The following is a 12,111-nucleotide window of genomic DNA, read 5'->3' on the forward strand; positions in this document are numbered from 1 at the left end:
CGTATGGTTAACGACAAAGAAACCACGTTTGCGCCGTCCGGCAAGCCGGCGGCGTCACTTTATCCGGACTGAACAGCCTCGACTAGATCGAGGTTTTCAGCAGATTTCCGCCCTTGTAATCAGGGTCCTTCGCAAGATTCTGCACGACATCTCGTGGCAGTTTCAGCACCACCTTGCCGGTAATCGGGTCGCTGACCGTGTAGACAAATCGACCGTCTTCTGCGGTTTCGATCGTCAGCCGATACTTGTTCGCCTCGGACCGCTCGACCACCTTGGCCACCTCGGTTTGAGGCGGTTGCTGCGGACGGGGGACAGACAGGCTGTCGGCGCTCTCCGATTTGAAGAGACCTACAGGGGTGATGCTCGCAACATTCTCAGCCATGGCTCCTTGCGCGACAGAATCGCGCCCTTCTGGATAAAAACGAGAGCGAAGAGCCGGAGCGGCGTGAACCGCCCCGGCCTATCGCCTTAACGGAACAGGCTCAGCAAGGTCTGGCTGGACGAGTTCGCGATCGACAAGGCCTGCACGCCCAGCTGTTGCTTGGTTTGCAGGGCCGTCAGCTTGGCGCTTTCCTTGGCCAGATCGGCGTCCACCAGATTGCCCACGCCGGCTTCAAGAGCGTCCTGAAGCTTGTTGACGAAGGTGATCTGACGGCCCAGCGACTTGGACTGGGTGCCCAGGGTCGAAAGGGCGCCCGTGACCGTGGTGATCGCCGTATCCACCGCAGCGGTGGTAGCGGCGCCGGCGGCCAGGTTGCCGGCCGTAATCGTCGACAAGCTGGTCAGAGGCGTGGTCAGGCTGTTGACGCCGTCGAACGAGGCGCCGGTGATCGCCGAGCCGATTTCAGTGCCTAGGGCGTTGAACTCGGCCAAATAGGCCGTCTGCGCGGCGCCGGTGGATCCGGCGATGCTGACAGCCAGCCCCTTCATCTCTTCCAGAGCGGTCGTGATGGTGTCGCCGGCGGCCAGGGCCACGTCGGTGATCGACTGGGTGCGTTGAAGACCCGAGCGAACCGCATCCTGGGATGAGGCGGTGGCGCGTTGGGACGTGGCGATCGCGAAGATCGCCCCGCTGTCCTTGGCCGAAGAGACCTTCATGCCGGTGTTGATGCGGTTTTGGGTCCGCTCCAGCTCCGAGTTGGTCTTGTTCAGGTTTTGCAGCGCGATAGCGGCGCCGTAGTTCGTATTCACACTCGCCATTTTGGCGGTTCCTTTTCACTTCGTGATGGCCGTCGCCATTTTGGCGACGGGAGCGTTTTGCTCGGGGTTCAAGACCTACGACCCGGCCGTCGAGACGACCGGGTCTCCGGGCCTTAGCGGAAGAGGCTCAGCAGGGTCTGGCTGGAGGAGTTGGCGATCGACAGCGCCTGCACGCCCAGCTGTTGCTTGGTCTGCAGGGCGGTCAGCTTCGCGCTTTCCTTGGCCAGATCCGCGTCCACCAGATTACCCACGCCGGCTTCGATCGAATCCTGAAGCTTGTTGGTGAAGCTGATGCTGCGGCCCAGCGACTTGGACTGGGTGCCCAGGGTCGAAAGGGCGGTGGTGACGGCCGTGATCGCCAGATCGACGTTGGCGGTCGTGTACTGAGCGGTCGTGCCTGCGGTGAAATAGCCCAGCTCCGTATTGGCGCTGAGGGCCGCCGCCGTACCCAAGACCTTGGTGTCGCCCGCGCCCGTTCCGGTCCGGACCGTGGTGGTCGCACCGGAAGCAGTGTTCAGCAGGTTGACGCCGTCAAAGCTGGCGCCGGCCAGAGCACTGTTGATTTCCGTACCCAGAGCCGTGAATTCGGCCTGGTAGGACGTCAATGCGGCGCCGGTGGACCCGGCGATGCTGACCGCCAACCCCTTCATTTCTTCCAGGGCGGACGTGATCGTATCGCCGGCGGCCAGGGCCACGTCGACCATCGATTGACCGCGTTGCATCGAACTCCGAACCGCGTCCTGAGCGGAAGCGTTGGAGCGTTGAGCCGTGGCGATCGCGAAGATCGCCCCGCTGTCCTTGGCCGAAGAGACCTTCATGCCGGTGTTGATGCGGTTTTGGGTCCGCTCCAGCTCCGAGTTGGTCTTGTTCAGGTTTTGCAGCGCGATCGATGCGCCGTAGTTCGTATTCACACTCGCCATTTTGGCGGTTCCTTTTCACTTCGTGAGGGCCGTCGCCATTTTGGCGACGGGAGCGTTTTGCTCGGGGTTCAAGACCTGCGACCCGGCCGTCGAGACGACCGGGTCTCCGGGTCTTAACGGAAGAGGCTCAGCAGGGTCTGGCTGGAGGAGTTAGCGATCGACAGCGCCTGCACGCCCAGCTGTTGCTTGGTTTGCAGGGCGGTCAGCTTCGCGCTTTCCTTGGCCAGATCCGCGTCCACCAGATTACCTACGCCGGCTTCCAGGGAGTCCTGGAGCTTGTTGACGAAGCTGATCTGACGGCCCAGCGACTTGGACTTGGTGCCGAAGTCGGAGAGGATGGCGGTGAAGGCCGTGATGGCTCCATCCACCGTCGCGACGATCGTGCCCGCGTCGCCCGCCACGGCTGTCGTCGTGGTCGCGACCGAGGTCGCGGCGCCGGCGATAGCCTTCAGGGTGTAGGAGGTCGACGTCCCGGTCTGCACGGTGATGGCGGCGGCGTTCGCGGAGAACAGATTGACGCCGTCAAACGTCGCGCCGGACAGTGCGCTGGCGATTTCCGTACCCAGGGCGTTGTATTCCGCCAGATAGGAGGTCTGGGCGGCGCCGGTGGATCCGGCGATGCTGACCGCCAGGCCCTTTTGTTCTTCCAGAGCCGCCGTAATCGTGTCGCCGGCGGCCATGGCCACGTCGACGATCGATTGACCGCGCTGGATGGAGCTGCGGACCGCGTCTTGCGCCGAGGCGTTGGCGCGTTGACCCGTGGCGATCGCGAAGATCGCCCCGCTGTCCTTGGCCGAAGAGACCTTCATGCCGGTGTTGATGCGGTTTTGGGTCCGCTCCAGCTCCGAGTTGGTCTTGTTCAGGTTTTGCAGCGCGATAGCGGCGCCGTAGTTCGTATTCACACTCGCCATTTTGGCGGTTCCTTTTCACTTCGTGATGGCCGCCGCCATTTTGGCGACGGGAGCGTTTTGCTCGGGGTTCAAGACCTACGACCCGGCCGTCGAGACGACCGGGTCTCCGGGCCTTAGCGGAAGAGGCTCAGCAAGGTCTGGCTGGAGGAGTTGGCGATCGACAGCGCCTGCACGCCCAGCTGTTGCTTGGTCTGCAGGGCGGTCAGCTTGGCGCTTTCCTTGGCCAGATCGGCGTCCACCAGATTGCCCACGCCGGCTTCAAGAGCGTCCTGAAGCTTGTTGACGAAGCTGATCTGACGACCCAGCGACTTGGACTGGGTGCCCAGGGTCGACAGGGCGTCGGTAACGGTGGTGATGGCCGTGTCCACAATCGCCGTCGTCGCCCCGGCGCGCGCCTTGCCGCCGCCGGCGACGGCGGTGACGCCGGCGACGCCCAGAGGAGTCGTCAGGCTGTTGACGCCGTCGAACGAGGCGCCGGAGATCGCCGAGGTGATTTCCAGGCTGAGGGCGTTGTATTCAGCAAGATAGGCGGTTTCAGCGGCGGAGCCGGCGGTCGATCCCTGGATCGAAACAGCCAGGCCCTTCATCTCTTCCAGAGCGGTCGTGATGGTGTCGCCGGCGGCCAAGGCCACGTCGGTGATCGACTGGGTGCGTTGAAGGCCCGAGCGGACCGCGTCCTGAGAGGCGGCGGTGGCGCGTTGGGACGTGGCGATCGCGAAGATCGCCCCGCTGTCCTTAGCCGACGAGACCTTCATGCCGGTGTTGATGCGGTTTTGGGTCCGCTCCAGCTCCGAGTTGGTCTTGTTCAGGTTTTGCAGCGCGATGGCTGCACCGTAGTTCGTGTTTACGCTCGCCATTTTGGCGTTCCTTTCACTTCGTGATGTCCAACGCCATTTTGGCGGAGGGAGCATTTTGCTCGGTTGGTAAGAAGCAATTGCCGGGCCAGAGGCGTCGGCTTAAGTCATTGATAAATCACGTTTACCTTTGATTCACCCTCCCTCTAGCTCGGCAGTTTTTGCCTGTTGAGCCACATACCCCGGCAGATCTTGCCGAGCGCGGCTTAGAAAAACGGCGCGGTCGGCGGACGACCGCGCCGGCAAGACGGCTATGCTCGAGGGCGGCGAGCCTTAGTTGCGGAACAGGCTCAGTATGGTCTGGCTGGAGGAGTTGGCGATCGACAGCGCCTGCACGCCCAGCTGTTGCTTGGTCTGCAGGGCGGTCAGCTTCGCGCTTTCCTTGGCCAGATCCGCGTCCACCAGGTTGCCGATGCCGTTCTCGGTGGCGTCTTGCAGCTTGTTGACGAAGGTGACCTGGCGGCTGACCGACTTGGACTGGGTGCCCAGGGTCGACAGGGCGCCCGTGATCTCCGTGATGGCCGCGTCGATGGCCGCAGTCGTGGCCGCGCCGGCGGCGATGGACTGGTTGGTGATGGTCGTGATGTCCGTATCGGCCGCCATGCCGCCGGCGACGGTGAAGCCGATCGCAGTCGTGCCGCCGCTGACGTCCTTGATCAGGTTCGTCGCGGTGGCGCCGGTCCACAGATTGACGCCATCGAAGGTGGCGCCGGCCAGGGCCGAGGTGATTTCAGCGCCCAGAGCCCGGAATTCGGTCAGATAGGAGGTCTGGGTGGCGCCGGTCGAGCCGGCGATGCTGACCGCGAGGCCCTTCATCTCTTCCAAGGCGGCCGTCACAGTGTCGCCGGCGGCCAGGGCCACGTCGACGATGGATTGGCCGCGCTGCAGAGACGCCCGCACGGATTCCATGGCGCCCATATTGGCGCGTTGGCCGGTCGCGATGGCGTAGATCGCGCCGCTGTCCTTGGCGGAGGAGACCTTCATGCCGGTGTTGACGCGGTTTTGCGTCACTTCCAGCTGAGCATTGGTCTTGTTCAGGTTCTGGAGCGCAATTGCTGCGCCGTAATTCGTATTGATGCTCGCCATTTTGGCTGCCCTCTTTCACTTCTGTGCATGTACGACGCCGTTTTGGCGCCGGGAGCGTTTTGCTCCGCCCTCCTAAGAGCAAGGGCGGGGCCAGGGCAAAGCGACAGAAACGACGCTTAGAGTGCTTGATTTTATTCAGTTTATTTGAGGCACACCCAAACGAACCCGGCAATTTCCGACGCTTGGCGGCAGAAGTTGCCGAGTCGTTTTTGCCGCTGTGCTCAGCGGGGAGGCTTCGGCGCAGTCAAACCGACGCGAGCTTCACTGATAGACCCTCCGGTCCAGCTCGAAATGCGGGCCGTCGCGCAAACTCTTCCAGTCGCCGCCCCAGACGATGGAGGTGTTCAGTTCCAGCGCGGCGGATTTGAAGGCCTGGGCGATCCGGCCGTAGAGCGGCCAGTCCCACCGCACCTGACCGTCCACCAGGGCCGCGACATCAACGGCGTGGCCGGTCAGATGCCGGGACTTGAGGGTGCGGCTGGCCCCGGCCTTGACCAGGCCTGCCTGCCGCGCCGGTGTCCGCAGACCTTCGGTGATCATGAAGTCCACCGAACTGCGCGTGAGCGCGGCCTCGACCACGGCGACCAAGGCGGGATGGACGCCGTTCAGACGCGAACGGGAGCGGGCGGACAATCGCGCGCTCATGAGCGGCCGCCCGTCAGGCGCAGCCGTGCATTGGCCAGCAGGGCGACCAGTTGTTCAGCCGTCGGCGCCACCAAATAGAGGATCAGGATCAGGGCCAGCAGCCCCATCAGCCCGTCGGTGATCTTGGGCAGCATCTCGGCCGGCATTCGCGCCACCGTCCGCATCAGCAGCAGCCACAGGCCGGCGCTGACCGCGAAGGCGTAGAGCCTGCGCCACAGCCAGCGGCCTTCAGCCAGAGCGCCTTTTTGGGCGCGGCCCGGCGCCGGGGTTCGGGTTCCGGTCATTCCTCATCCTCCTTGTCCTGAATTTGCCGATCGCATCGACCATCGAAGCCGGTGTGGGCGCGGCCGGCTGTGTCGTTCAGAGTCCTGGGAGCGTCCCAGGCTTCGGGATCGAGCACCTCGATCGGCTGGGGCAGATAGGGTCGCCGGCTCATCCGACGGCCGTGATGCGAACCACGCCTCCTCCACCTGCGCCGCCCGCGCCCGACTGGGTCAGACCCGCCCCGCCCCCGCCGCCGCCGGCTCCGAACAGGGCGCCGACGCCGCCTGAAGCGCCCGCGCCTGTGGCGGAGGCGTCGCCGCCCCCGCCCCCTCCACCGACCCAGGACAGACCGGGCGCGGACGAGGCGTGGCCTGCTGCGCCTGCGGCGCCGCCGTCGGCTCTTCGCCCTGCCCAGGCCCCTGCCCCGCCGACGCCGCCGGACCGGGCCGTATCGCCGGCGCTCAGCCCGCCTCCGGCGCCGCCGCCGCCGGCCCCCTCGGGACAGATGGTTTCGCCGCCGCCGAAGGCTGTGGCTGTGGTCCGGCTGTCGCCGCCTGGGTTGCCGACGCGCAGGCCCAGGCCGCCTGCGCCGCCCAGGCCCGCTGCGGCTGTTCCGTCGACGCCGCGAGCGCCGCCTCCGGCGCGAAGCAGCACGACGCCGTCCAGGCTGACCGTCGTCGGACCGCCCGCGCCGCCGGTTGCGGTCAAGCCTCCGCCGCCGACGGCGATCGCCAGGGCCTGCCCCAGATCGGCGACCGCCCAGCCGGCTTGGCTCAAACCGCCCGCCCCGCCGCCGCCGCCGCCGAAGCGCGCAGTTCCGGCCGGTCCCGCCATGCCCGCCCCGCCCGCGCCGCCCCCGCCGACACAGACCGCCTCGATCCATCGGGCCCAGGCGGGCGGCGCATAGACGCCGTCGGCGTCGAAGACCGTCGTCTCGCGCCGGATCGCACCCCGGTCGAACGCGACCCGACCGGTGGCGCGATCCACGCCGAAGGCGCGACGCCAGGTCGATCCGTCCGGGCTGACCTTGAGGCTGAGATCATCGTCGCCGACCAGGCCCAGCTCGGCCCGGCCGCCGTAGCCGCTCTGGAACAGCAGCGACAGGACGTCGCCCGCCGCCGTCTTGTTCAAGGTCAGACGCAGGTCGCCGTCGCCGCCTTCGTCTTCGGCGCGGGCGGTGAACAGGGCGGTGTTGGTCTTGACCGCCAGCGGATTGGCGGCGTCGGCCGTCGTGCCGACCCCCAGGCGCGACAGTCCCTGAACCTCGTCCAGGCGCCGCCCCAGAGGCGCCCAGCCGTCTTCGCCCCGCACCACCAGGACCGCGGCGTCCAGCACCAGCGCGATAAGGCCGACGGACGTGGCGACCCGGCTCCAGCCGCCCGCCTCGAACCGCATCAGGGCGCCGGCAGGCTGACCGCTCCAGACCGCGCCGTTCGCCCCGTCCGGCAGGATGTAGAGGTCGCCGTCAAACGGCGCCGACGGCTGGACGGCCGTCGTCGCGCTGACCACCGCCGTCTGCAACAGGGCGTCCAGCCGCGTCAGCGCCGCGTTCAGGGTCACATGTTTCTGCATCTGCCCCGCCGCCAGATAGGGCAGGCTCAAACGCGCAGTGAAATCGTCGCTCATCAGGATCTCCGTTCTTGTCGGAGATCAGTCTGCGAGCACCGCCAACTCAGGCGCGCTGGACGGTCGGATTTTTATTCAAGCCATTGATAGGTTGTGTTTCTGGCTGAAGAATTAGGAAATCAGGCGACCGCCAGCGCGCGTAATTCAGTCGTGCAGATAGACGATGCGCCGCAGCTTCTTGTCGTTGCGAACGGTCTCCAGATGCCGGTCGTGGTCGCCGCTGGCCCTGGCCGCCGCCTCAGTGTCCTCGACCCAGTGGGTCGTCTCTATGTCCTTCTGCAGGGCTTTGGCCGCCAGCAATTGTCCGGGGAAGAAGGTGTCGACCACGTCGCCGGCGATGGGCACCGTGCCGGTCGCCGTGTCCACCGCCATATAGGCGGCCATGCGCGCCAGGGTCGCTGGCGACGCCTTCGCCCGCAATGCCTGCATCACCAGCCAGGCCCCGGTTCCGACCGTATAGACGGTCCCCACGACCGGAACCCAGGTCAGCAGGCCGTCCATGCCGATCCCGAACGGCCCGATGCCGATCACCCGGTCGGACAGTTTCTTGATCCCCTCGACATTGGACCAAATCTTTTCGATATCTGTGATCGACCGTCTGGCCATGTCGCCCTCTCCCAAGCGTCGCCCTAACGCGGCATAGGCAACAGCGTTCACCAAGAAAGGCAACACAAGATGTCCCTGCTCAAGCTGGCCGCCAATACGGCTGCCTGCCTGGTCCTGATCGGCCTGTCCGTGTTCGGCGTGGCGGCGCTCAGCGGCGTGGATCATCGGTGGGTGGACATTCTGGCCCAGTTCACGGCGCCGGTGCTGCTGGCGGCGGCGGGACTGACCCTGGCCTGCGCGCTTCTGCGTCTGTGGCCGGCGGTCGGCGTCGGAGGACTGGCGATCCTGATCCTGTTCGCAGCCGTCTGGCCGCAATGGATGACGCCCATGGGCCTGCGCCAACCGGACCAACCGGTCATCCGGGTCTATTCCGCCAACCTCTGGGCCCCAAATACCGACGTCGACGCCATGCGCGCCTCGATCAAGGGGGCCGACGCGGACATCGTAATCCTGGTCGAGGTCGGCGACGCGCCGATCGCCCAACTCGACCGCCTGCTTGCGGGCTATCCCCACCGTCGCGTGAACGGACGACTGACGCCGGGGCCCTCCGCGGCGCGGTCTATCATCGCCTCCCGCTATCCGATCACGACGAAACTGCCAGGGCGGGCGGACGGGCTCAGCGCCGTCGGCGCCGTCGTGGCCACGCCGCTGGGACCGATCACCGTCTTCGGCGTCCACCTGACCCGTCCCTGGCCCTATGAATATCAGTGGGGGCAGATCACCCAGGTGATGGCCCTGACCGAACGGCGCAAGGCGGCTGCGCCGGGCGCCACCCTCGTCGCGGGCGATTTCAACAGCGTCTCCAGCGCCCGCATAGGGCGTCAGATCAAGAAGGATCTGGGCCTGGTTCCCGCGCCGGGCTTTCCGGGCACCTGGCCGACCCGCCTGCCCGCCGTTTTGGGCATCACCATCGATCAGGTGTATCGCTCGCCCGACCTGGCCCTGGTCAGCCGCCGCATCGGACGCCCGACCGGTTCAGACCACTATCCGGTCGTGACCGAGTTCACCCGAGCGAAGCCATAAGCGATTTCAGCCGGTCTTCATGGCCGTCGGTGGGGAAGTCGTCCGCGATCCAGCCGTCCTCAAAAGCTTTCAGGATACGCCCGGTCTCGGGTCCCGGCGTCCGGCCCAGTCGGGCCAGGTCCCGTCCGCCGACCGGCATGGACGGCGGCGTCCAGGCGGTCGCAAGGCGGCGCAAGGCCGCGCCGTCGCGACCGCTCATCGCCTCCGCGCGCGTCAACCGATCCTCAAAGGCGGCGCGCCCCAGCCGATAGATCGCCGCCCGCGTCGCCGCGCCAGTCATGTCGGGCGTCACAACCGGACCTTCGGCGACGGCCGCCGCCATCCGATCTCGCACCGCGTTCGACAGTCGCAGATCCTGGGCAATCCGCACGACCACGGCCGCATCGTCGGGCAGCAGGGCCGACAGACGCATCACCGGATCATCGGTCAGCCCACACGTGGCCTCGAACAGATCCAGCGGCTGGACGTCCGGCAAGACGACGGCGAGCACCCCGGTCTCCGCCATGGCGCGCACCGAAGGGCGGGGATCGACCGCCGCCAGCAGCTTCAGCAGTTCCTTGGACACCCGCTCTGCCGACAGCCGGGCCATCCCGTCCTTCAGCGCGGCGCAGGCGGCCAGACCGGTCGGATCGGGTTCGCCGCGCCCGTACCAGGCCTGGAAGCGGAAGAAGCGCAGGATCCGCAGATAATCTTCGCGGATCCGCGTTTCGGCCTCGCCGACGAAGACGATCCGGCCCTCGGCCGCGTCCGCCAGACCGCCGCCGGTGGGATCGAACACCCGCCCGGCCGCGTCGGCGTAGAGGGCGTTCAGGCGGAAGTCCCGTCGCGCCGCATCCTCGGCCCAGTCCTCGGTGAAGGCGACCACCGCGCGTCGCCCGTCGGTCTCCACATCCCGCCGCAGGGTCGTGATCTCATAGGGTTTGCGCTCGGACACCCCGGTGATCGTGCCGTGCTCGATCCCAGTCGGCACGGCCTTCAGCCCCGCCGCCTTCAGCGCTGCAACCGTCTCTTCCGGCCGCAGCCGCGTGGCGATGTCGATATCATCCACGGGCCGGCCCAGCAGACTGTTACGGACGCAGCCGCCGACGAACCGGGCGCAGTCGGGGCCGCCCGCCGCTTCCAGAGCCGCCATGACGGCGCGGGTGGCTGAGGCCTCCAGCCACGGCTGACCGAGCATGGACACGCTCACGCCGCGTCCTCTTCGGCTGCGACCTGGGGCGCAGGTTCGTCACCGTAGAGCCGGGCATGAAGCCCCTTCAGGATGCCGGCCGTGACGCCCCAAATGTAACGTTCGCCCCAGGGCATGGCCCAGAACCAGCGCCGCAGCCCCTCGTCCATGTCGTAGAAGTCCTGCCGGTGGTTGGCGGCGTCCATCAGAAAGTCCCAAGGGGTTTCGAACACCTCGGCGACCTCGTCCGGCGACGGCGTCGTGACAGGCGCCTCGTGCAGCCAGCCGATCACCGGCGTCACCAGAAACCCGGTTCCCGTCTCATAGGCGTCGGATAGGCCCAGCACCTCGACCTTCGCCGGGTTCAGCGCCACCTCCTCGTCCGCCTCGCGCAACGCCGCCTGGACCGCGTTTTCGCCGGGATCCAGCCGTCCGCCTGGAAAGGCGATCTGCCCCGTATGCCGCACCAGGGTGTCCGCCCGCCGCGTCAGCAGCACCGTCGCCCCCTCCGGCCGCGCCACCACCGGAATCAGCACCGCCGCCGGCCGAAGCTCCCGCACCGGCCGCGCCGCCTTGGGGTTCAGGTCGAAGTCGGACCGCGCCGCGACCAATTCCGGCCGCCAGGTCTCCACCGGGTCCAGCCGCTGAACCAGCCGGCTCCTCAAGGTCGCCAGCGTCACGCCACTGCCCCCAAGGAAAACGCCCGTCCGCCGGACCGCAAGATCAGCCGCCCGTCGACCTCCTCAGCCATCTCGACCAGTTCATAGAAGACCGAGCGCGCGATCCGCGCCCACAGGTCGCGCCGCACATGGACGCGCGGCGACGGTTCGCCCGTGGTAGGGTCGGTCTCGACCACGATGGGATCGGCCTCGCCCGCCCGCACCTCGTCGCCGACATCGGTAACGAAGATCAAATCGTCGCCCTCGCGCCCGACCGACACGGCCCGGAACGGCAGATCCTCGACGACGATCTTCAACTTCTCGACCGGCGTGACCAGGTGATAGCCGTCCGGATCCTTGCGCAACACGGTCGAGAACAGCCGCACCAGTTCCTTGCGACCGATGGGCGAGCCCTCGTGCATCCAGACGCCGTCGCGGCCGATGACGATGTCGATCTCGCCGCAGTGCTCGGGGTTCCACAGATGCACGGGCGGCAGGCCGCGGGCCGGCGCCTGTTTAACCGCCTCGGCGACGGCGTTCAGTCCTGACTTGGAGTCATCGGCGTTTGTCATGTCCGACATGACTTAGGCCCAGCAGACCGGCCGGGAAAGGTCAGCCGATACGGACCCGCCCCGAAACTGTCTCGGCCCTGGTCGGCAGCCACAGGACGCGACGACGATCCACCGGCCCCGGCAGGATCGCCTCAGGCGCGCCGACGAAGCCGAACCGCTCGAAATAGGCCCGGTCGCCGACCAGCAGAACCCCGCCGACCGCCATGGTCCGCGCCTGATCCAGGCAGGCCTGCACCAGTTCCGCCCCCAGGCCGTCGCTGCGACTGGCGGCGTCCACGGCGATCGGCCCCAGGAACAGGCCGCTCGTCTCGCCGATCAGGACCGGCCACAACCGCACGGACCCGATGATCCGTTCTCCCCGGCGGGCGATGAAGCCTGCCGCCGGTCGCGACCCTTCGCGCAGCCGCTCCGCCGTCTTGGTGAAACGGCCGGGACCGAAGGCGGCCATGATCAGGGCCTCGACGCCTGCGGCGTCGGCCGGGGTTTCGGCTTCGATCCGGCTGGAAGCCGCCGGCATGGCAAAATTCAGAACGGGGGCGTGCGACATGGGCGCTCCGACGGCGAGGCGCGCGCACTA

The 12,111-nt window shown here is 67.1% G+C and carries 16 protein-coding genes; 1 reads left to right on the top strand and 15 read right to left on the bottom strand.

Annotation, left to right across the window (positions count from 1 at the left end):
• Positions 1-82: 82 nt before the first annotated feature.
• From PKE72_RS04435 to PKE72_RS04485, 11 genes are all read right to left on the bottom strand, one after another.
• Positions 83-382, bottom strand: a complete 300-nt coding sequence (locus tag PKE72_RS04435; RefSeq protein ID WP_271164180.1) for a hypothetical protein — start codon at positions 380-382, stop codon at positions 83-85.
• An 86-nt stretch (positions 383-468) separates the two neighbouring features.
• A complete protein-coding gene (locus PKE72_RS04440; protein ID WP_271164181.1) occupies positions 469-1,200 on the bottom strand; it encodes a flagellin in 732 nt (243 codons plus the stop codon).
• A 113-nt stretch (positions 1,201-1,313) separates the two neighbouring features.
• The gene (locus PKE72_RS04445; RefSeq protein ID WP_271164182.1) at positions 1,314-2,120 is read right to left on the bottom strand and encodes a flagellin; all 807 of its coding nucleotides are present in this window, start codon (positions 2,118-2,120) and stop codon (positions 1,314-1,316) included.
• A gap of 113 nt (positions 2,121-2,233) precedes the next feature.
• A complete protein-coding gene (locus PKE72_RS04450; protein WP_271164183.1) occupies positions 2,234-3,031 on the bottom strand; it encodes a flagellin in 798 nt (265 codons plus the stop codon).
• Between the two features lie 113 nt (positions 3,032-3,144).
• Positions 3,145-3,888 carry a flagellin gene (locus PKE72_RS04455; protein WP_271164184.1) on the bottom strand — a complete coding sequence of 248 codons (744 nt, stop codon included), beginning with the start codon at positions 3,886-3,888 and terminating at the stop codon, positions 3,145-3,147.
• A 270-nt stretch (positions 3,889-4,158) separates the two neighbouring features.
• Positions 4,159-4,971, bottom strand: a complete 813-nt coding sequence (locus tag PKE72_RS04460) for a flagellin (protein WP_271164185.1) — start codon at positions 4,969-4,971, stop codon at positions 4,159-4,161.
• A 261-nt stretch (positions 4,972-5,232) separates the two neighbouring features.
• Positions 5,233-5,604, bottom strand: coding sequence for a M15 family metallopeptidase (locus tag PKE72_RS04465; RefSeq protein ID WP_271164186.1), 372 nt, complete (start codon positions 5,602-5,604; stop codon positions 5,233-5,235).
• 8 nt (positions 5,605-5,612) lie between these two features.
• On the bottom strand, positions 5,613-5,900 hold the full coding sequence (locus PKE72_RS04470; RefSeq protein WP_271164187.1) for a hypothetical protein: 288 nt from the start codon (positions 5,898-5,900) through the stop codon (positions 5,613-5,615).
• A complete protein-coding gene (locus PKE72_RS04475; protein WP_271164188.1) occupies positions 5,897-6,052 on the bottom strand; it encodes a hypothetical protein in 156 nt (51 codons plus the stop codon). The genes PKE72_RS04470 and PKE72_RS04475 overlap by 4 nt, the downstream gene beginning before the upstream one ends.
• Positions 6,049-7,506, bottom strand: coding sequence for a DUF2793 domain-containing protein (locus tag PKE72_RS04480; RefSeq protein WP_271164189.1), 1,458 nt, complete (start codon positions 7,504-7,506; stop codon positions 6,049-6,051). The genes PKE72_RS04475 and PKE72_RS04480 overlap by 4 nt, the downstream gene beginning before the upstream one ends.
• Positions 7,507-7,650: 144 nt before the next feature.
• On the bottom strand, positions 7,651-8,112 hold the full coding sequence (locus PKE72_RS04485; RefSeq protein ID WP_271164190.1) for a DUF4112 domain-containing protein: 462 nt from the start codon (positions 8,110-8,112) through the stop codon (positions 7,651-7,653).
• Between the two features lie 69 nt (positions 8,113-8,181).
• Here PKE72_RS04485 and PKE72_RS04490 point away from each other — a divergent pair, with 69 nt between their 5' ends.
• A complete protein-coding gene (locus tag PKE72_RS04490) occupies positions 8,182-9,135 on the top strand; it encodes an endonuclease/exonuclease/phosphatase family protein (RefSeq protein ID WP_271164191.1) in 954 nt (317 codons plus the stop codon).
• Here PKE72_RS04490 and PKE72_RS04495 read toward each other — a convergent pair.
• From PKE72_RS04495 to PKE72_RS04510, 4 genes are read right to left on the bottom strand one after another with little or no spacing between them, the layout of a single operon-like run.
• Positions 9,116-10,324: a CCA tRNA nucleotidyltransferase gene (locus PKE72_RS04495; protein ID WP_271164192.1), complete on the bottom strand. Its 1,209-nt coding sequence runs from the start codon at positions 10,322-10,324 to the stop codon at positions 9,116-9,118. The two genes, PKE72_RS04490 and PKE72_RS04495, sit on opposite strands and share 20 nt — an antisense overlap.
• On the bottom strand, positions 10,321-10,983 hold the full coding sequence (locus PKE72_RS04500) for a CoA pyrophosphatase (RefSeq protein WP_271164193.1): 663 nt from the start codon (positions 10,981-10,983) through the stop codon (positions 10,321-10,323). The genes PKE72_RS04495 and PKE72_RS04500 overlap by 4 nt, the downstream gene beginning before the upstream one ends.
• Complete coding sequence (locus PKE72_RS04505) at positions 10,980-11,534, bottom strand: DUF1285 domain-containing protein (RefSeq protein WP_271164672.1); 555 nt, start codon at positions 11,532-11,534, stop codon at positions 10,980-10,982. Before PKE72_RS04505 ends, PKE72_RS04500 begins: the two co-directional genes overlap by 4 nt.
• Before the next feature lie 40 nt (positions 11,535-11,574).
• Positions 11,575-12,081 (bottom strand): GNAT family N-acetyltransferase, encoded by a 507-nt coding sequence (locus PKE72_RS04510; RefSeq protein ID WP_271164194.1) that lies wholly within the window; start codon positions 12,079-12,081, stop codon positions 11,575-11,577.
• Positions 12,082-12,111 lie beyond the last annotated feature (30 nt).

Origin of the sequence: Brevundimonas intermedia (assembly GCF_027922165.1) — a bacterium.
In the GTDB taxonomy this organism is placed as follows: domain Bacteria; phylum Pseudomonadota; class Alphaproteobacteria; order Caulobacterales; family Caulobacteraceae; genus Brevundimonas; species Brevundimonas intermedia.

Coding starts and splice junctions, on each gene's coding strand:
- PKE72_RS04435 (WP_271164180.1), bottom strand. CDS start 382: ATGGCTGAGAATGTTGCGAGCATCACCCCTGTAGGTCTCTTCAAATCG.
- PKE72_RS04440 (WP_271164181.1), bottom strand. CDS start 1,200: ATGGCGAGTGTGAATACGAACTACGGCGCCGCTATCGCGCTGCAAAAC.
- PKE72_RS04445 (WP_271164182.1), bottom strand. CDS start 2,120: ATGGCGAGTGTGAATACGAACTACGGCGCATCGATCGCGCTGCAAAAC.
- PKE72_RS04450 (WP_271164183.1), bottom strand. CDS start 3,031: ATGGCGAGTGTGAATACGAACTACGGCGCCGCTATCGCGCTGCAAAAC.
- PKE72_RS04455 (WP_271164184.1), bottom strand. CDS start 3,888: ATGGCGAGCGTAAACACGAACTACGGTGCAGCCATCGCGCTGCAAAAC.
- PKE72_RS04460 (WP_271164185.1), bottom strand. CDS start 4,971: ATGGCGAGCATCAATACGAATTACGGCGCAGCAATTGCGCTCCAGAAC.
- PKE72_RS04470 (WP_271164187.1), bottom strand. CDS start 5,900: ATGACCGGAACCCGAACCCCGGCGCCGGGCCGCGCCCAAAAAGGCGCT.
- PKE72_RS04475 (WP_271164188.1), bottom strand. CDS start 6,052: ATGAGCCGGCGACCCTATCTGCCCCAGCCGATCGAGGTGCTCGATCCC.
- PKE72_RS04480 (WP_271164189.1), bottom strand. CDS start 7,506: ATGAGCGACGATTTCACTGCGCGTTTGAGCCTGCCCTATCTGGCGGCG.
- PKE72_RS04485 (WP_271164190.1), bottom strand. CDS start 8,112: ATGGCCAGACGGTCGATCACAGATATCGAAAAGATTTGGTCCAATGTC.
- PKE72_RS04490 (WP_271164191.1), top strand. CDS start 8,182: ATGTCCCTGCTCAAGCTGGCCGCCAATACGGCTGCCTGCCTGGTCCTG.
- PKE72_RS04505 (WP_271164672.1), bottom strand. CDS start 11,534: ATGACAAACGCCGATGACTCCAAGTCAGGACTGAACGCCGTCGCCGAG.
- PKE72_RS04510 (WP_271164194.1), bottom strand. CDS start 12,081: ATGTCGCACGCCCCCGTTCTGAATTTTGCCATGCCGGCGGCTTCCAGC.